The sequence below is a fragment of the Bacteroidota bacterium genome (assembly GCA_016714535.1).
Taxonomy (GTDB): Bacteria; Bacteroidota; Bacteroidia; order AKYH767-A; family OLB10; genus JADKFV01.
This window is the reverse complement of sequence record JADKDR010000002.1, coordinates 193784-212899: the sequence shown is the minus strand read 5'-3', so window position 1 is coordinate 212899 and position 19116 is coordinate 193784. Positions and strand designations below refer to the sequence as shown.

General features: G+C 40.0%; 15 protein-coding genes. 8 read left to right on the top strand and 7 right to left on the bottom strand.

The window, feature by feature from the left end; genetic code table 11:
* Window positions 1–33 precede the first annotated feature (33 nt).
* A complete protein-coding gene (locus IPO27_04080; protein MBK8845775.1) occupies window positions 34–5448 on the bottom strand; it encodes a gliding motility-associated C-terminal domain-containing protein in 5415 nt (1804 codons plus the stop codon).
* A gap of 337 nt (window positions 5449–5785) precedes the next feature.
* Here IPO27_04080 and IPO27_04075 point away from each other — a divergent pair, with 337 nt between their 5' ends.
* Window positions 5786–7015 (top strand): alanine dehydrogenase, encoded by a 1230-nt coding sequence (locus IPO27_04075; GenBank protein ID MBK8845774.1) that lies wholly within the window; start codon window positions 5786–5788, stop codon window positions 7013–7015.
* Window positions 7016–7349: 334 nt separating this feature from the next.
* Here IPO27_04075 and IPO27_04070 read toward each other — a convergent pair whose 3' ends face one another.
* The 3 genes from IPO27_04070 to IPO27_04060 are packed head-to-tail and all read right to left on the bottom strand — an operon-like array spanning window position 7350 to window position 8462.
* Entirely contained in the window at window positions 7350–7934 is a 585-nt protein-coding gene (locus IPO27_04070) for a T9SS type A sorting domain-containing protein (protein ID MBK8845773.1), read from the bottom strand.
* Window positions 7915–8310, bottom strand: a complete 396-nt coding sequence (locus IPO27_04065) for a hypothetical protein (protein ID MBK8845772.1) — start codon at window positions 8308–8310, stop codon at window positions 7915–7917. The genes IPO27_04070 and IPO27_04065 overlap by 20 nt, the downstream gene beginning before the upstream one ends.
* 2 nt (window positions 8311–8312) lie before the next feature.
* Window positions 8313–8462: a hypothetical protein gene (locus IPO27_04060; GenBank protein ID MBK8845771.1), complete on the bottom strand. Its 150-nt coding sequence runs from the start codon at window positions 8460–8462 to the stop codon at window positions 8313–8315.
* Window positions 8463–8816: 354 nt separating this feature from the next.
* Here IPO27_04060 and IPO27_04055 point away from each other — a divergent pair, with 354 nt between their 5' ends.
* From IPO27_04055 to ruvA, 3 genes are read left to right on the top strand one after another with little or no spacing between them, the layout of a single operon-like run.
* Window positions 8817–9560 carry a glycosyltransferase family 2 protein gene (locus IPO27_04055; GenBank protein MBK8845770.1) on the top strand — a complete coding sequence of 248 codons (744 nt, stop codon included), beginning with the start codon at window positions 8817–8819 and terminating at the stop codon, window positions 9558–9560.
* A gap of 24 nt (window positions 9561–9584) precedes the next feature.
* Entirely contained in the window at window positions 9585–11849 is a 2265-nt protein-coding gene (locus tag IPO27_04050) for an NADP-dependent malic enzyme (GenBank protein ID MBK8845769.1), read from the top strand.
* A 23-nt stretch (window positions 11850–11872) separates the two neighbouring features.
* Window positions 11873–12463 (top strand): Holliday junction branch migration protein RuvA, encoded by a 591-nt coding sequence (ruvA, locus tag IPO27_04045; GenBank protein ID MBK8845768.1) that lies wholly within the window; start codon window positions 11873–11875, stop codon window positions 12461–12463.
* A gap of 13 nt (window positions 12464–12476) precedes the next feature.
* Here the strand turns inward: ruvA and IPO27_04040 are convergent, their stop codons facing one another.
* Window positions 12477–12977: a DinB family protein gene (locus IPO27_04040; GenBank protein MBK8845767.1), complete on the bottom strand. Its 501-nt coding sequence runs from the start codon at window positions 12975–12977 to the stop codon at window positions 12477–12479.
* 90 nt (window positions 12978–13067) lie between these two features.
* Here IPO27_04040 and IPO27_04035 point away from each other — a divergent pair, with 90 nt between their 5' ends.
* The gene (locus IPO27_04035; protein MBK8845766.1) at window positions 13068–15341 is read left to right on the top strand and encodes a T9SS type A sorting domain-containing protein; all 2274 of its coding nucleotides are present in this window, start codon (window positions 13068–13070) and stop codon (window positions 15339–15341) included.
* Window positions 15342–15410: 69 nt separating this feature from the next.
* Here IPO27_04035 and IPO27_04030 read toward each other — a convergent pair whose 3' ends face one another.
* Entirely contained in the window at window positions 15411–15773 is a 363-nt protein-coding gene (locus IPO27_04030) for a DUF4258 domain-containing protein (GenBank protein ID MBK8845765.1), read from the bottom strand.
* Between the two features lie 60 nt (window positions 15774–15833).
* Between IPO27_04030 and IPO27_04025 the strand changes: the two genes are divergently transcribed.
* Window positions 15834–17000 carry a T9SS type A sorting domain-containing protein gene (locus IPO27_04025; protein MBK8845764.1) on the top strand — a complete coding sequence of 389 codons (1167 nt, stop codon included), beginning with the start codon at window positions 15834–15836 and terminating at the stop codon, window positions 16998–17000.
* Window positions 17001–17190: 190 nt separating this feature from the next.
* Window positions 17191–17373 carry a hypothetical protein gene (locus IPO27_04020; protein ID MBK8845763.1) on the top strand — a complete coding sequence of 61 codons (183 nt, stop codon included), beginning with the start codon at window positions 17191–17193 and terminating at the stop codon, window positions 17371–17373.
* A 147-nt stretch (window positions 17374–17520) separates the two neighbouring features.
* On the opposite strand, the gene meaB is transcribed toward IPO27_04020, so the two are convergent.
* Window positions 17521–18387, bottom strand: a complete 867-nt coding sequence (gene meaB / locus IPO27_04015) for a methylmalonyl Co-A mutase-associated GTPase MeaB (GenBank protein ID MBK8845762.1) — start codon at window positions 18385–18387, stop codon at window positions 17521–17523.
* Window positions 18388–18601: 214 nt separating this feature from the next.
* Here meaB and IPO27_04010 point away from each other — a divergent pair, with 214 nt between their 5' ends.
* Window positions 18602–19036: a hypothetical protein gene (locus IPO27_04010; protein ID MBK8845761.1), complete on the top strand. Its 435-nt coding sequence runs from the start codon at window positions 18602–18604 to the stop codon at window positions 19034–19036.
* Window positions 19037–19116: the final 80 nt, after the last annotated feature.

Genomic DNA, 19116 nt, shown 5'->3' with positions numbered 1-19116 from the left:
AAAAACGCCCATTATCGGGCGTTTTCTCATTTTTTAATTTCTTATTACATGAACAAAACCATTAAACTCTTCTTTATCGATTTTTAAAATGTAATAGTAAACTCCCTCTGGTACAGCGTTGCCATCGCGATTGGTGCCATCCCAGCAGTTTACTTTGGTTCCGGTTTCATACATCAACTCTCCCCACCGGTCAAATATTTCAAAAGTGCTACACTCTCTAAAGCTTACGATAGAACCTATTTCGAAGCAATCATTCAACCCATCCCCGTTAGGAGTAATCACATTGGGGGCATTTTTTACCATGGTGTCTAACGAAGCAATGTTAATAAATTGCACCAGGGTGTCGCTACATGTGCCATTAGTAGCAATTAATGTAACCTGTATAGCCTGTCCAAGTGTAAACGTATGTGTTGGGCTTGGGTCGGTACTGCTGCTACCATCACCAAAAATCCATTGATAAGAAACAGCATTCTGACTATTATTAATGAATTGATAAGTAGCTCCATTACAATCAAGCGAATCTTCCCATTCAAAATCCGCATCAAGGGTTGCGTCTATGCTTACTATTACATCTTCCGTAGCGGTGCATCCATCCGTATTAGTTACAGTAACCGTATAGGTTGTAGAGCTGCCCGGGGTTGCAACAGGGTTGCTTACCGTGGCACTGCTTAAATTATTGGCAGGTTGCCAGCTATACTGCACTCCTCCTGCTGCTAACAACTGAGCCTGAGCTCCGGGACATATAATAGTATCGTTGCTAATAGCAACTGTTGGTGCGGCCAATATAGCCAGGGAAATTGTATCCGTGCCGGTACATCCCACTGAATCTGTAACTAATACCGTATACGTAGTTGCTGTTGTTGGTGATGCAGTTGGATTGCTGATAGATGGATCGCTTAATCCATTGGGTGGCGACCACGCATAGGTGGCCCCTCCGCTAGCATTAAGTTGAACCGATTGACCAAGGCATACTGAATTGGCATTTGCAGTGGCAACCGCATTTACTGTTCCGATAGTAATTTCAATAGTTGCCGTGGCGGTGCAATTACCATCGCTAACGGTAACCGTGTAAATGGTATTCTGATTTGGATTGGCCGTTGGGTTAGCAATGCTTGTATTGCTTAAGCCATTGGCCGGACTCCATGAATAAGAAGTGCCTCCACTTGCAGTTAACTGAGCACCTGCACCGGGACACACGGTAGTGCTGTTTGCACTTATCTGCGCATTTATCTGTGCGTTTACAGTTACCGTTACACTTGCCGATGCCGTGCATCCGCTACCATCACCTGTAGTAACTGTATAGGTCGTAGTAACCGAAGGCGAAGCATTTGGGTTGCTTACCGTAGTGCTGCTTAATCCGGTGGCGGGCAACCATTGATACGTATTTCCATTGCCTGTAACTCCAATCTGAATACTATCACCCGGACACAAAATACCTCCACCCGTGGCAGTTGCATTAATTAAATTACCCTTGGTAATTTGAAGTGATGCAGGATTACTAACACATCCTGATATGGTATCGGTGGCAATAACGGTAATAGTATATGTTCCATTGGCACTTAGATACAACCCAATACTATCCGGATTGGCTGTAGTGATTATGGTACCCCCTGTAGTGCTCCATACTATAGTAGCCGAAGGTGCGGTGCTTATGCTATACCAACCCGTATCAATACCACAAAGTAAATTGTTACCGTTTATTCCATTTATTATTGGCAAAGGTAAAATGGCTATAGTAAGAGAATCGGACATGCCGTAGCAAAAAGAGTCGGTACTAAATGTTATTTGATAATATACATAACCGGTAGCAGGTGCAGGGCCATTCCAGGTAATATTTACCGAGCTGCTTCCCTGCCCGGAATTTATGGTTCCACCCGATGCAAACCATTGATACGCTCCACCCGGAACAACGACAGCATTATAATTGCCTGCTTGATTTTCGCAAACAGTTTGTGGCCCGGTGGCTAAAGGCGAAGTCGTTTGTGCTCCTTGTTGTATATTGAAAAGATATGGTTGCGACTCGCAGCCATTCGTATCCAACGAGGTAATAGAAATGGTGCCTGAATTACTTGACCAGTAAATGGTAACCGTAGGTGTGCTTTGTCCATTGAGAATAACACCGCCAGTAACCGTCCATGTATACGTTGCCGATAAGTCCGGATTAATAATGGCATAAACTATTGTATCGTAACAAGGGTTTAAATCGCCTGTAATACCTCCAAAGGTTTGTGGAGGGTGAGTCACTACGGTAATCGAATCAAAGCCATCGCATATCGTGCCCAAACTACCTATAGCATAGTAAGTAGATGTTTGAGATGGCGTCACTGTAATAGAAGTTCCAGTACCTATAGGTACTGCACTACCAACTATATACCACGTATAGGTAAGTGCTCCATTGGCGGTAAGTATTATTGTATCAAACGGACATATGATAGTGGATGGTTGAGCCGACAGCGAAATAGCAGGCGCTTGCAACACATTAATCTCTACCGAGTCGAAGTTATTGCATCCCGCTGCATTGGTCACATATAAATAATACAAATAAGTACCTGCAGGAGTTAGGGTTAAGGTAGGATTACTGATGCTTGTTGATGATAACCCAAAGGCTGGTGACCAGGCATATGTATAACCGGGAATCGGAAAATCGCCCAGTATAGTAGTTTGTCCTTCGCAAATAGTTTGAGGTCCGCCCGTTGGAACCTGAGCAGGCACATTTAAACTAATAATGATGGTGGTAGGAACTGATGGACATCCATCGGAAGTTAATTCGTATACAGAAAGAGTTGCCGTTCCTGTTCCTGTCCAATTTACGACTACTGATGGCGTGTTTTGCCCTGATACAATTACACCGCCACTTATGTTCCATAAATACGTTGAAGTTCCAACTACATTTAATACAGTGTAAACAAGCCCTTGGGTATTGGTACACGAAGCTGTATCGCCACTAATAACTGGTGATGTAGGTGGAGGCGTAAATACATAAATGGTAACAGAATCAATATCCTCGCAGCCATTGACATCGCTGCCTATCGTATAATAGGTAGTAGTTAAAACAGGATTCACAGTAAAAGGATTTCCGGTGCCTATCGAATTAATTAATGAATCATTGTTGTACCAAACGAAAGTCCCGGCTCCTGATCCGGTTAATGTTACTGTATCGCCTGCACATATCGTATCATTAGTAGAAGGCGAAACGCTAATGGATGGCAATGGATTGATAGTTACAACAACTGAGTCGGTATTATTACATCCGGAAGTATCACTTACTGTCAGCGTGTATATATATGTTCCTGTATTGTTGATTGTAACAACCGGATTACTGATGTCGGTACCCGAAAGTCCGAATGCGGGACTCCAGGAATAAGAATAGCCCGAAACAACCGCAGTGCCAAGTTGTGCGGTTTGACCAATACAAATATTTTGATTGGGCCCGGTAGGAACAGCTATAAATAAATTTATCGACACGCTAATACTAACAGGCTGGGATGTACAATTCCCATCAGTTACTTCAAATAAGGTAACTGTACCTGTGCCAAAACCTCCCCAATTGACAATAATACTGTCGGTACCTTGCCCGCTAATTAGTGTCCCTCCTGTAACGGTCCATGTATATGTTGAGTTGGGATTTCCATTTATCACATAATACAAAGCACCAAGCAGATTGGGGCATGCAGAGGTTACGCCTGCAATAGCTGATAGCGCGGGATTCGGATTTACTGTAACGGTAACTGAAGATTCGGAAGTACAGCCCACATCATCTGTACCCGTTACCGTATAGGTTGTTGTAACTGTTGGCGAAACGGTGATGGAAGTGCCGGTTCCGATAACTCCGCCTGCATCACTCCAGACATAGGTAATGCTTCCGGATGCAGAAAGCGTTGTTGACTCTCCCTCGCAGATGGTGTCGTTGCTAAATGCCTGTACAGGTATGCCTGAGCCAACCGGTACGGTGAGCGATAATGGATCGCTACTACAACCATTAGGCCCAGTTTCATAAAAGGTAACGGTTAGCGCATTACTTACATTGCTTACATAAATGGTATCTGAGCCAGGCCCACCACCAACAATGGTTCCGTTGCTAACTAGCCAATTGTAATTAGCGGTATCTCCGTTGGTGTTGAGAACATAGAACATAAATGGCCCTGCATTGGGATCACAAATAACAGAAGGCCCTTGAATAACAGCATTAGAGGTAACAGGTATCACATTGATAGTGTACACTACATAGGTTTGCTTGGGTGGGCATCCATCATCACTGGCTACCACCGTAAAGTTATAGGCGTTTGGCCCACCTGCATCGCAGGTGGTGTACCAACAAAAATGGGTACTATCGTAAGCAAGTCCACTAACGTCATTTAAAATAGCAGGGGGATTAACTACCGTTGAATCAAATATCAACCCCGAATGTGTAATAAAAATACTGTCACCCTCCGGATCCACAAATTCTATTGGGAAACACAATGAATCTCCTTCGTTTATGGTATAATCAATTTGTGTATTTCCAACAAGTTGTGGAGCATTGTTGACGGGGCAAGGAATAAAAATCAATTGCAAATCGCGTCTATAGGCAGCAATAAAATTTCCATTTCTATACTCGCGTATAATTATAGTAACCACAAAAAAACCAGTATTGGGATTATAGTAACTCGTTAATCCAGTTAAAGAATCAATCGAATGCCAACCAGAAGGACCAAATGGATCAAGTTGGCTGTAGCCTGGTGCATATACTACTTTAGGTATAGGATCGGGATATAAAATTGGCATTCCGTTAGTAGTTCCGCCAGGGCCAAGTCCATTATATGGCCATGCAAATGAATAATCTAATGAATCGCCATCAATATCATATACTGTGTTCGATACAATATTAGTATCGCTTGTACACAAAAAAGGAACCGGAGGTATGGCATATTGCGGACTATTATTTACAATGGATGTTTTTGGAATTTTTGCAAAAAATGCAATTCCCTGATTTGTCGGGTTGGTTAAATTTAGAATATTCGGATTGCGGCAACACACATCTGCTATAAGGTTATAGCCAACATTGGTTGATGGCAAAAATACCGTCTCAGCATAAATTGCTTCTTCAACACACACATTTAAAAGCGTAGCACAGGAGTCGCTCAAATTGGGCGGTTGAATAAATTTCTTTGAGATGAGATTAATTTTTTTCGACCATGTTAATGTGTCTATGTTAACTTGATTAATATTAGAGGAGTAAATTCCCAACCAAAGCTTAGGTGCAAATTGTGCAGCACCCGGTTCACAATAGCGGTAAACGAAAACTCGAATATCAAATTTAAATTTACCGACAATAGAATCAAACCCAAGTGATGTGTATTGAATACTGCCGCCCATAATATGCGAGGCCTGCACATTTTTAGCAATAAATAATTGAAACAAACTCAGCATTAATAAAATGCCAATTAGCTTTCTTACATTTAAATTCATAAGTTGAGGTATTAAAGAGGACGATTAGAACCTGTTTTCGAAATTGAGGATACGCTAACTAGGAAATATGTTGCAAATATACAAATTTGATTATTAACGATTTAAATATGCATCATCAAAAAACGTCTTGTTTTTTGTCAAAAGAAACAACCTATCTGTCTTATATATTTTATAGTGTAACCAATAATTTTCCCAAAGAATACTATTTCCTATCAGGTCATTTCATTGTTAATTTTTATATCTTTGTAATACTTAACTAAGCTAAAAGGAACAATCGAACCCCTTTTGAAAAGATAAGTGCTTAGTCAATCAAGAACTAAACTATTTAATCGGCATTATGAGTAGTAAAATTCCAAGTGCAGGAATTTCAGTGTTGGCACAAACAGGTGCACTCTTACCACAGGAGAGCGTATTGGAAATTCGTAGGGAACGAAAAGAACTGTTTATAGGTATTCCAAAAGAAACGGTTTTTTCGGAAAATCGAATAGCACTTGTGCCCGAGAGTGTTGCGCTACTAGTAAACAATGGACATCGTATTCGAATAGAAGCCGGTGCGGGCAGCAATGCCAATTTTACTGATTCGGATTATAGCGAAGCAGGAGCAGAAATAGTTTATAGCGCAAAAGAAGCGTTTGAAGCCGATTGCATACTTAAAGTAGCCCCATTGAGCGATGAAGAACTTGCTATTGTAAAAGACAGGCAAACTATCATGAGCATTGTATTGGCGCGGAATCAAAAAAAAGAGTATATAAAAGCATTGATGCAAAAAAGAGTAACAGGAATTGGTTATGAGTACATACGCGATCAAACAGAACTTATTCCGGTAATAAGAGCGATGAGTGAAATAGTAGGCAGTGCTTCGATAATTATAGCTGCCGAATACCTTGCAAAAGATAAAAACGGCCAGGGAATTATATTAGGTGGCATAACCGGAATACCCCCTACCGAAATTGTCATATTAGGAGCGGGCACAGTTGGTGAGTATGCCACGCGCACAGCACTGGGGTTAGGTGCCAATGTAAGGGTGCTTGACAGCAGTGTGTACCGTTTAAAAAGGTTGCAAAACAATATTGGCGCGCGCGTATATACCAGTACCATTAGCCCGAACATACTTAGCAATGTATTGAAAACAGCGGACGTTGTAATTGGTGCTATTTATAGCAATAACGGACACACCCCATGCATTGTAAGTGAACAAATGGTAAGTGATATGAAATATGGATCGGTGATAGTGGATGTAAGCATTGATCAGGGTGGATGTTTCGAAACCAGTCAAATGACAACACATCAACACCCTGTATACAGAAAATATGGCGTTATTCATTATTGTGTGCCTAATATAGCCTCCCGGGTTCCGCGCACTGCTTCCTATGCATTAAGTAATATTTTTACACCAATCTTATTAGCAATTGGCGACCGTGGGGGCGTTGATGAGATGCTATGGAGCGACCTTCATGTGCGTCATGGTGTATATATGTTTAAGGGAACTATAACCAATAAATTTATGAGCGACTTTTTTAATCTGCCATTTCGCGATTTAGATTTAATAATGGCAAGTAGAATTTAAGGGGTATTTACAATTCTCTTCGCTGTGTGTTCTTTGCAGTTACGTCTTATTTTTACCGCAAAGCACGCTAAGGAATGCCGCCAAGTTCGCAACGAAGAAATGCCAAAAAACTTTGTACCCTTTGCGTGTATTTGCTTTGTGTACACCTGGGGCGATTATGGGTCTATATTGTAAACAAATGAAATATGATCATGAAGAATCCATATGTATAGAGCGCACGAGAGGGCTGCCACGCATGGCTCTAGAAATCTCACGCGAGTATGAGCCAACTAACAATTTTTAAACCCTGAACCCTTGAACTATTGAACCCTTGATCAATTAAACCCTTTAGACCTCACCACCTCACAAACCTTTTATACCCCAGCCGTTTTCTTTTATCCATTACCTGAAGCAAATACATACCACGCGCAAGCGAGCCAATATCTATTTCTATTTTACTTTCTTCTTTATGATAATATTGGCTCTTTACTTTTTTGCCATCTAATGCTAAAATAGTAAACTCACTGATGCTCTCGCTTGTAACGGTGAGTGTATGCCTTGCTGCATTGTTTAATAATTGAAACTCCAATGCAGGTATCTCGTTAATGCTAGATGCGGTGCAGTCTATGACGGAGATGTCATCAATGTAGTAATATGCTCCAGGTGCTAGACCATTAGTGTTATAATTACTATCTACCAAAGTCATCTGTATATTACTAAAGTTACCTAAACAAATATATTTCTCACCTCCTTGCGCAATGAAATAACCTCCAACTTCTATCCAATTTAATGTATCCATTAAAATGTTGCCAGAAGTATTTTCTACTTGTGGCGTTACATTAAAATAATACCCTGTATCGCTATAAAAACTATCTACAGAAAAATACATTCCAATTTTATCAGTAAAAAATTGACAATCATTAGCAGCACTTACAAACATAGATGTATAATATAAATGAATCAGTTAATACTCCTCCTAAGAATTCACGGTAACCTTCATCAGGATGCGCTACATATGTGGCAAATCCACAATAAGAACTACCACTCTTGGGTAGTTGGTATCCAATAATTCCGATAGGAGCAGATCCACACCATTGTGTGTAAGAAGATGATAAAAAATCAGAGGATGAATAAGATTGATACCAAAGTGAACATGGCAAAATTGGCAACCAACCAACATTCCAAATGCCACAGGGAATCGTATCTTCGAAATTGCCATTTATAATAAGGTTTTGACAATTCGAATTTTGTTTGAGGCCAATAAATCCACAGAGTAAAGCAAAAAATATTGCTCTACTCTGAATAAGTAAATTCATCACTACTTTAAAATTAAAAGTGACTTAGAATTTATTGCCTTATTGCCTGATACTAATTTGAATTTGTAAATTCCATTGGCAAATAAAGAAACATCAATCTTATTTATTCCTTTGTATCCCACCGACCAACCCATATTGTGTATATTTTTCATAGTCTGTTAGTTTGCAGTAAAATAAAGAGAAAAAATGCAAACAAACAAATCGCGATTTAGCAAAGAGCAAAAGCAAGTTCATATTAATGATTGTGAAAAATCGGGAAAGAGCAAACGTGTATATTGCCTGGAACAACACTGTTTCATAAAGTGTGTAAATTCAAAAGTTAAAAATGATTGGGGCATTCAAAAACGAAGTTTTTTTTTGGCCTTCTGAAAGAATTTCATCAATGAATTTGCGAATAAAATCACTAGATATTTCCTTCCTCAGGTAAAAGCAAATCGAATTAGCTGTATAACTTCTCGCATCGTAATTTTCCATTCCATCATAAATTTAATTCCTTTACAACCGATATGATCAAGAACAAGAAACTTGTAATTGTATTGCCCGCTTACAATGCAGCAAAAACGCTTGGCGATACTTATGCTGAAATTCCTTTTAACATTGTGGATGAAGTAATATTAGTGGACGATGCCAGCAAAGACGACACAACTGAGGTAGCCAGACAATTAGGAATTAAACATGTAATAGTGCACCAAAAAAACCGAGGATATGGTGGCAATCAAAAATCGTGTTATGACAAAGCATTATCGTTGAACGCTGATTTGGTTATCATGCTACATCCCGATTATCAATACACGCCTAAGCTGATAGAAGCTATGGCAAGCATCATGGCAAACGAAGTATATCCAGTTGTGATGGGTTCTCGGGTACTAGGCAAAGGAGCACTCAAAGGCGGCATGCCTTTGTATAAATATATTTTTAACCGCATGCTTACACTGGCACAAAATATTATGATGAATCAAAAACTGAGTGAGTATCATACAGGGTATCGTGGATTTACACGTGAGGTTTTACAAACTATTAATTACCATGCAAACAGCGATGACTTTGTATTTGACAATCAAATGCTGGCGCAAATTTTTTATGCCGGATATGAAATTGCCGAAGTAACTTGCCCAACTAAATATTTTGACGAAGCTTCATCCATCAATTTTTCGCGCAGCATGAAATATGGCTTAGGCGTATTGGGCGTTTCTTTTTTATACTTAATTGCAAAAACAGGAATCTATAAATCTTACCTATTCAAAAAATAACTATCACTATATACCAAGAAAGAAATGAATGAACCAAAAGATGCATTAGAATATCACAGCCAGGGCAGGCCAGGAAAAATAGAAGTTATACCTACCAAGCCCAGCAGCACCCAACGCGACTTGTCTTTGGCCTATTCTCCGGGTGTAGCCGAGCCTTGTTTGGCCATAGCTGCCAACCCCGAAGATGTATATAAGTACACAAGCAAAGGCAACCTGGTTGCGGTTATAAGTAATGGCACGGCAGTATTGGGCCTGGGCAACATTGGTCCCGAAGCATCGAAGCCGGTAATGGAAGGCAAGGGAATTTTGTTTAAAATATTTGCCGACATTGATGTGTTTGATATCGAAATAAACCAAACCGATGTAGATGATTTTGTAAAAACCGTAAAGGCCATTTCTCCTACTTTTGGCGGCATTAACCTTGAAGACATTAAAGCGCCCGAGTGTTTTGAAATTGAACGTAGGCTAAAGGAAGAACTTACTATACCGGTAATGCATGATGATCAGCATGGCACTGCAATTATATCGGGAGCAGCATTAATAAACGCACTTGAACTGGCCAATAAAAAAATTGAAGATGTGCGCATTGTTGTAAATGGCGCAGGCGCATCAGCCATATCTTGTACTAAGCTCTATGTATCGTTAGGGGCAAAGCTGGATAATATAGTTATGCTTGACAGTAAAGGAGTAATTCGTGCCGATATGGAGATTACTGACAACCACAAAAGGCAGTTTGCAACCCATCGCGATATTTCAACGCTGGTAGAAGCCATGCAGGATGCCGATGTTTTTATTGGACTGTCGAAAGGAAATATTCTAAATAAAAAAATGGTACAAAGTATGGCACCCAACGCCATCGTCTTTGCTCTTGCAAACCCCGACCCTGAGATAAACTATGAAGACGCAAAGGCTGCACGCACCGATTTTATTTTTGCAACCGGCCGAAGCGACTATCCAAATCAGGTTAACAACGCTATAGGTTTTCCATTTATATTCCGTGGCGCATTGGATGTGCGAGCTACCCAAATTAACGAAGCCATGAAACTGGCTGCAGTACACGCTATTGCCCAACTTGCCAAAGAGCCTGTACCCGAAATAGTAAACATGGCATACAATAAAAAGAATTTATCATTTGGCACCGAATACATTATACCCAAGCCTCTTGACCCTCGCCTAATAAGCACGGTGGCTCCAGCGGTAGCTAAAGCAGCTATTGATTCGGGCGTGGCACAAACCCGCATTGCAGATTGGGTTGCCTATGCCGAAAGTCTGGATAACCGACTAGGGCGCGATGATAGGGTGAGCAAGGTGCTTATCAACTCTGCCAAACAAAATCCGCAGCGAGTAGTATTTGCCGAAGCCGACAATTACAAAATGCTGAAAGCTGCGCAGATAACTCGTGATGAAGGTATTGCTAAGCCAATACTATTAGGCAACAAAGAAAAAATTGAACAAATAAGCCGTGAAAACAAATTAGACATTAGCGGAATTCCAGTTATAGATCCGCGTGTAGACGACACCTATATTCAAAGCTTTGGCGAGCAATTTTATGAAAGGCGTCAACGTAAAGGCTATACCTTGTATGAAGCCAAAAAATTAATGCGCGAGCGGAATTACTACGGTGCCATGATGGTAGAAACCGGACAAGCAGATGCTTTAATTTCAGGACTTACCCGACAATATTCAGACACCATTCGTCCGGCCTTGAGAATTTTTGGCAAACAGCCAAATACACGCGTAGTAGCGGGAATGTATATTATTATAACTAAACGCGGGCCTATATTTTTTGCTGATACCACTGTGAACGTGCGCCCAACCTGGGAAGAACTGGTCGATATCACCTTGTTGGTAGCTACTTCTATACAACAATTCAATCTTAAGCCACGCATAGCCATGCTGTCTTACAGCAACTTTGGGTCGAGCAACGATGCCGAAGTAATAAAGGTACGTAAAGCCGTTGAATACCTGCATCAGAATTATCCCGGACTTATTGTTGATGGCGAAATACAAGCAAATATGGCTTTCAACACAAACCTGCTTCAGGATAATTATCCCTTTACCGAATTGGTAAATGGTGGCGCCAATACATTAATATTCCCATCGCTCGAAGCTGGCAACATTGCCTACAAACTCATGATGGAACTTGCAGGATATGAGGCCATAGGCCCCATACTGTTAGGTGTAAACAAGCCTGTACATGTTTTACAGTTAGGAAGCAGCATTCGCGAAATTGTAAACATGATAACCATTGCCGTTGTTGATGCTCAGAGCAGGAAAAAACAGTCCTAGTAATTTATTATTTTTTTACTCCAATGTACGAATACATAACAGGGAATTTTATAACAAAAACGGCTACACAAATAGTAGTCGAAGCCAATGGTATTGGATATGAAATTAATATATCCTTACACACTTATTCAAAAATAAAAGATGAACATAAGGGCAAAATATTTTTGCACTTATCCATAAAAGAAGATGCCCATACGCTTTATGGTTTTGCAGAGGATGCCGAAAGAAAAATGTTCAGGCATTTAATAACGGTAAATGGCGTTGGAACTAATACTGCCCGCATGATATTGTCATCACTATCGCCAAACGATTTGCAACATACCATAGCAAGCGGCAATGCCCCGGCATTGCAAAAAATAAAAGGGATAGGTGCCAAGAGCGCACAAAAAATAATTATTGATTTGCGCGATAAAGTGTTTAAGGAAGTTCCTGAATTGGCCGGAAGTTCTGCAAATTTAACCCGTTCATCGGGACGCAGCGAAGCGCTGAGTGCATTGGTAACCCTTGGTTTTGCCCGTAACAGTGCAGAAAAAGCGTTGGAAACTACTCTTAAACAAAAAGGCGAAACTGCAACTGTAGAAGAATTAATTAAAGGCGCTTTAAATAATATGTAATGCATTACCGGAGTTAATTCATTGGCTCGCGGCCCCAGGCTATCCACTCTTCCTTGCTCGGTCCATATATGCCTATTACTTTCAATCCGGCCATTCGCATTAGCGGAATCATTTCTCCACGGTGATGCGTTTGATGTCGCAATAAAATCTGCAACGTATTTCCTCGCTTCCATCGTTGTCCATACATATCATCTTCTATATCTAAATCTGCATCTTTCCATTGGCTCTGCAAAAGATTCATAAGTGATGTGGCGCTACGCTCATATGTTTCGAGAATAGTCGTTACACTTTCTCCATTATAATCCGCTTGATGCGTTCCATCTACCTTAAGACCTGTTAATCCCATCATTTCAGTAAAAGTTACGGTAATATGCCAAGCCATAAATCCCAACGAACGAACATCCGGATGTGGCTTAAAACTTAACGATTGGTCTGTGAGATTTTTCCAAAGCTTTATGGTACTTTGCATTTCGTAAGTACAATTTTTTACAAAGTCGTCTATTTTATAATACATGATCTGAATTTTTTCTTGCAAGTAATTTTTTTAAAACCATAAATCCAAATTGTTCTTTACTTTGCTCCTATCTTTAAAAATAACAAATCAATGAAGAAATATTTTTATCTACTTATTGGAGTTTTAAGCATAGCACAACTTGCAATTGCCCAAAAAGAAGCCTGGAACTGGTATTTTGGAAATACCTGCGCTCTTAATTTTTCGACCGGTGCACCCTTACCTTTGTTTAACAGTATCATGAATCAATATGAAGGAAGCTCTTCCATTTCAGACGCAACTGGCAATTTACTTTTTTATACCGATGGAGTGATTGTAGTTGACAGCACTCATGCCATCATGCCCAATGGCACAGGACTTATGGGAAATAGCTCTGCCAATCAATCGGCATTGATAATTCCAAATCCCGGCAATCCATCTAAATATTATCTATTCAGCAATTCAACCTTCAGTCTTTATTTCAGTGAAGTTGATATGACCTTAAACGGAGGCAAGGGCGATGTTGTTTTAGCAACCAAGAACACCCTTGTTAATCCTTCGTGTTCCGAAAAACTGGCAGGTGTAAAACATGCCAACGGTGTTGATTTTTGGGTAATGGTGCACGGCACTGGCAATAGCACATTTTACGCATATCTTGTTTCTGCGGCTGGTGTAACATTGACTCCGGTTACCACATCAATAGGTATAGTTGATATAGGGGCTATTGGACAAATGCAATTTTCACCAGATGGTAAAAAATGCGCCTTTGGTACTTATGGAGGCACCAATAATTGCGGCATTTTTGATTTTGATGCGGCAACGGGAATTGTTTCGAATCCAATTGATATTCCAGTTTCGAATCAGGTGTATGGTTTAAGCTTCTCTCCTAACAGCCGGTTTTTATACCGCGGTCACAATCCGTTTGGCAGCGCAATCTATCAATATGATTGCAATGCCGGCAGTGCGGCAGCTGTTATAGCTTCAGAGGTATTGGTTGGTTCAGGATTTAGCAATGATGAAGGTCACCTTCAAATTGGGCCTGACAATAAAGTATATCTGGCACGTGATGGCTTATCCAATTTAGGAGTAATTGAATACCCCGATTCGCCTGGAGTAGCATGCGGGTTTAATGCTGTTGGCCCTTCGCTTGGAGGCAAATTTTGCGGATTAGGATTGCCTAATTTTCAATCCGCATTTTTTAATAATAATGCACAAATTGAAAACTTCTGTCTGGGTGATACTACAACATTCGTAGTGTCTGATTCTGTAATATTAGCTGCAGTATCGTGGAACTTTGGCGACCCCGGATCGGGGCCTCTTAATACCTCTTTTAACTATAGCGCGGCACATTACTACAGCGCTGCCGGCACCTATAATGTGCAACTTATAGTTGTATACCTAAACTTAAGTATTGACACTTTAGTGTATCCTATAACCATATATCCTGCACCACAACCCAACCTGGGACCTGACAGTACCTTATGTATAGGCCAATCCTATATGCTTGACCCGGGAGCATTTAACACCTACCTTTGGAGCAATGGCAGCACTGCCGGCAACATAACCACGCTCAACAGTGGAACGTATACTGTTACAGTAACAGACATTAACGGATGTAAGAGCGCTGACTCTGTTGCGTTGATTTATACAGCATGCGCTAATGTTATTGTCAATATAGCCGCTAACGACTCTTTATTTTGTGATAAAAACTGTATTGACTTTACTGACCTTACACAAAACAGCCCCTACTCATGGATGTGGTATTTTACCGGTGCCTCTCCTGCTACTTCTACCGATCAAAACCCACAAAATATTTGCTATAATAATTATGGAACATTTGATGTAACCCTTGTAGCATGCAATAATGTTGGATGCGATTCGGTAGTATTTCCTGCCTTCATCACCGAATTTCAATTGCCTGTGGCACCGGTTGCTACGTTAAATAACAATGTACTTAGCTCTACTTCAGCTTTTAGTTATCAATGGTTTATTGTTGGCGACACCACCGTTTACAGCACCGCACAAACATATACTCCTACGGTTAGTGGAAACTACTATGTACTTATAGCTGATAGCAATGGATGTCAGGTTCCAAGCAACGTGGTTGGATTTTATCTTGGAATATCACAATTAAACCAAAGCGACATGGTGTTATTTCCAAACCCTGCCGGCAATTCACTTTATATTCAAACCGGGGTTGTTACAAATTCAGCAATAACTATAACCATATACGATGCCTCCGGAAGGATCGTATATAATCAACAGCAATTGCTTCAAGGAGTCAATGGTCAATTAAAAATTGATTTAAAGAATATTTCATCAGGCTTATATACACTGGAGGTGGTTCAAAAAAATTCGGTAGCCCGTGTTAAGTTTGCAAAGGAGTAGCATTGCTGTTTTTTTTAATAGCTTTAAAAAATACTACGCCCTGCCTTGCAGGGCGTTTCTTTATGCTGATTATTTGCAATCGCAGGCATAGTCATTTTCAAGGTCAATGGCAGTTACAACTTTATTCGGGCCATCGCAATCGGCAATTACGATGCGCACATGTTGCTTATCGCTGGTTATGCCTTCCAAAGCAAAAGTGGGACACGGCCTATCCCTCGAATTACTTTTGGCCATATTAACATCACCATTGGCAATTATTTCGCGCACTTCGGCCTCGTCTATAAACCTGCATTTCATGCGGCATTTGGCGTGCTTTGTAAACACAATATCGGTTTCACGATAACCTTCATCTTTAATTTCATTTGATACTTCGGCCGGAATGCATCCTGCAAAACTCCAAAGCAAAAGCAAGAATATAATCGGCTTTAACATAGTTATTTAATATTTTAATTTTGAGACCGTTTATTACCTTTGAGAAATAATATATACGCAATGCTAAATAATAAATTAATAGCAGCAATTGTTTTTTGCATAATTGGCCTTCAAGCACATGGGCAATTCAACATAGGTCAAGTTACGGTAACGTACACCGATAGCAGTAGAAACAACCGTTCTATACCAACCGAAATATATTACCCGGCAGATGTGCAAGGCACAAACGTACCACTTACTACCTCTGTAGCAGATTCCTTTCCGGTTCTTGTTTTTGGACATGGCTTTGTGATGGCGTGGAGTGCGTATGCTAATGTATGGGAATATGTTGTTCCCTCAGGTTACATTATTGCTTTCCCAAAAACCGAAACCGGCTTGTCGCCAAACCATTCAACTTTTGCCAACGATATTGCATTTATTGTTTCGCAGCTTCAGGCAGAAGCGTTAAATCCAAATTCGATTTTTTACAATCGCGTTGCTTTAACTAGTGCAGCAATGGGCCATAGCATGGGAGGTGGAAGCAGCCTGTTGGCTTACTCATTCAATCCAAGTATTACTGCTATTGCAAATTTAGCACCTGCAGAAACAAATCCCTCTGCAATTAGTGCATGCGCAGGTATAAGTATACCTACCCTAATTATTTCAGGAGAAAATGACTGTGTAACTCCACCTGCCACCAATCAAATACCGATGTATAATGCATTAACCAGCCCATGTAAAACGTATGTCGAAATAAAAGGGGGAGATCATTGTAAAATGGCTAACGGTAATTTCTTTTGTGAACTGGGACAAAGCAGTTGTCAGCCACAAGCTACCATTAGCGATAGCACCCAACATGTTATAATGGAGCGTTACTTATTACCCTGGCTTGATTTCTATCTTAAAAATAATTGTACGGCAGGGGCATGGTTTGACAGCACAATAATTGCTGATAACGAAATTAATTTTCAAAAGTCATGCACGCTTTGCAGCAATCCTCAAGGCATTTCAACAAATGGAAATATCCCCTTTCAGTTTTTTACCGAAGGCAATACCTGGCATGTTAAGAGTAACAACAAACAGCCCTGCAATGTGGTAGTTTCTGACCTTACGGGTCGGGTGCTGTTCAAGCAAGTATTCGTAGGACAGATTGACCAATCGATAACCGACTATGCCACCGGCCTTTATTTGATTTCTATATCCAACCAAACTATATCCCGATCGTATAAATTTTTAATCAACCGATGAAAATTTCTGCTCTGCTTATTATCATTTTTTCAATGATTGTTGTTGTGACTTCGTGCAAGCCTCAGGATGAATACGTGGAAGGCATGAAACCAATTTACACTCCTTATTCAGCTCTTGCCGATTTTAAACAAATAGCACCACAACCCATTGAGAACAGTGGTAAAATCGTATTGTACAATTCGTTACTTTTATGGTTGAAAATAATCGTGGTGTTCATATTATTGACATGGCTGATACGGCTAATCCTATAAAAATTTGGTTTCTGTCTATTCCTGCCAACAAAGATATTTCGATTCAAAACAATAAACTGTATGCAGATAATGGCCCCGACTTATTGGTACTTGATATAAGCAACATCAATGATGTAAAATAAGCAATCGCTTAAAAGACACTTTTAAACCAAGTGATTTTAGTCCCACTGCCTATAAAGGTTTTTTTGAATGTGCTGATTATACGCAAGGTTGGGTAGCAGGTTGGGAAATGGCCGAAATAGTGAATCCCGAGTGCAAAATAGAATAGCTCAAAACCTGATATTTTTAACAAACTTATGAATGTTAAAATTTCCACTTTTAATTTCCTCTTCAAGTTGATGGCGAAAATCAAGAGAGTTAATTTTTTTTCGACATTGGCCATACAGTAAATGCATAACCCGCAAGTAAACTTTATCTAACAAGGTGTTTTCATTCGGATTTTCCAGGGCTTTTTCAATCATGCTTAACAGTTGCAGTATACCTTCGTTATTTATTGCCGAAGTTTTGAGAATAGTTGCCGGCTTGTGATGCATTTGCAATAAATTGCTAAGGTGCAGAAAGAGCCTATCTGCACCATCACGATCATGTTTATTTATAACGTACATATCAGCTGCTTCCATTATTCCGGCCTTCATGGCCTGAATATCGTCTCCGCTTTCCGGAACTAATACAAGCACGGTTACATCTGCTAACGAAACAATTTCCATTTCTGATTGCCCTACTCCTACTGTTTCAATAAAAACATAATCGAACCCGGCATTGCGACATAGGTCGGCAACTTCCATGGTTTTTGCCGATAGCCCACCAAGCACGCCACGTGTAGCCAATGACCTGATATAAACATTGCTGTTATTGTGATGTTGCATCATACGCAGTCGGTCGCCAAGCAACGCACCATGCGAAAACGGAGAGGATGGATCGACCGCTATAACGGCTACCTTATGCTTAATACACAATTCCGAAATAAGGGCATTGAGCAGTGTACTTTTTCCTGCTCCTGGCGGACCGGTTATACCTATTACTTTTGCTCCAACACTTGTATTGAGTTGCGATAATATTTCTTCATAGCCATCAAGTTCATTCTCGATGATGGTTATTTGGCGCGAAAGATCTTTATATTGAATCACACTTCCGATTTTTTCGGTTGGGGGCTAAAGTACACATATACCCCTTTGAAAAGAAAACAATATTAAGCTGCAAACCGCATTACCTGCGTAATCTTTCAAATAGAATACTTTTTAACTAAATCAAGATGTTAAAACAACTCGCTTTTTTAAAAAAAACTCTTGCAGGTTATAATTTTAATTATTTCATTTGGCATCAATTAAACTACTAAAACATTAATTAATTATGAGAAAAATTTTGTCTCTTGTTTCAGCACTTTTTATAAGTGTAGCCGTTTTTGCCGGAAATGCAGATCTTTTTAAGCATGATCAAAATGCTGTTAAATCAGAATTCAGTTCAATCGAAAATCTGGATGCTTATTTAAATGCAAACCCAAACATGTCTTATGCTGATGTACAAGATAAAAATCTTGTTAGCGACAGCAAATTCAATGCTGAAGGAAGCACCCTTTCAGCTCCAAAAGGTGGCGATTGTCCTCCACTTGGAATTCCTTCATTCGTATGGGGATGTGTATTAGGATGGATAGGTATTCTTTTAGTTTATCTTCTTTGTGGTGAAAGAGAAGAAACCAAGAAAGCGTTTATGGGCTGTTTGATTCCTACAGCTTTAGTAATTATTTACTACGTAGTAGTTGTGATTATTTTTGCTTCTGGATTTTAATCCACTCTTTCCAAAAATTATATAAAAGCCCGGTCGATACCGGGCTTTTTTTTTGACTTGAGAATGCACTTTCATTGAAT

Excerpts from the sequence above, each read along its gene's own strand:
- IPO27_04025 (MBK8845764.1), top strand. The coding sequence starts at position 15,834 with ATGCTAAATAATAAATTAATAGCAGCAATTGTTTTTTGCATAATTGGC.
- IPO27_04070 (MBK8845773.1), bottom strand. The coding sequence starts at position 7,934 with ATGTTTGTAAGTGCTGCTAATGATTGTCAATTTTTTACTGATAAAATT.
- IPO27_04030 (MBK8845765.1), bottom strand. The coding sequence starts at position 15,773 with ATGTTAAAGCCGATTATATTCTTGCTTTTGCTTTGGAGTTTTGCAGGA.
- IPO27_04075 (MBK8845774.1), top strand. The coding sequence starts at position 5,786 with ATGAGTAGTAAAATTCCAAGTGCAGGAATTTCAGTGTTGGCACAAACA.
- IPO27_04080 (MBK8845775.1), bottom strand. The coding sequence starts at position 5,448 with ATGAATTTAAATGTAAGAAAGCTAATTGGCATTTTATTAATGCTGAGT.
- IPO27_04020 (MBK8845763.1), top strand. The coding sequence starts at position 17,191 with ATGGTTGAAAATAATCGTGGTGTTCATATTATTGACATGGCTGATACG.
- IPO27_04035 (MBK8845766.1), top strand. The coding sequence starts at position 13,068 with ATGAAGAAATATTTTTATCTACTTATTGGAGTTTTAAGCATAGCACAA.
- IPO27_04010 (MBK8845761.1), top strand. The coding sequence starts at position 18,602 with ATGAGAAAAATTTTGTCTCTTGTTTCAGCACTTTTTATAAGTGTAGCC.
- IPO27_04040 (MBK8845767.1), bottom strand. The coding sequence starts at position 12,977 with ATGTATTATAAAATAGACGACTTTGTAAAAAATTGTACTTACGAAATG.
- IPO27_04055 (MBK8845770.1), top strand. The coding sequence starts at position 8,817 with ATGATCAAGAACAAGAAACTTGTAATTGTATTGCCCGCTTACAATGCA.
- IPO27_04050 (MBK8845769.1), top strand. The coding sequence starts at position 9,585 with ATGAATGAACCAAAAGATGCATTAGAATATCACAGCCAGGGCAGGCCA.
- ruvA (MBK8845768.1), top strand. The coding sequence starts at position 11,873 with ATGTACGAATACATAACAGGGAATTTTATAACAAAAACGGCTACACAA.
- IPO27_04060 (MBK8845771.1), bottom strand. The coding sequence starts at position 8,462 with ATGAAAAATATACACAATATGGGTTGGTCGGTGGGATACAAAGGAATA.
- IPO27_04065 (MBK8845772.1), bottom strand. The coding sequence starts at position 8,310 with ATGAATTTACTTATTCAGAGTAGAGCAATATTTTTTGCTTTACTCTGT.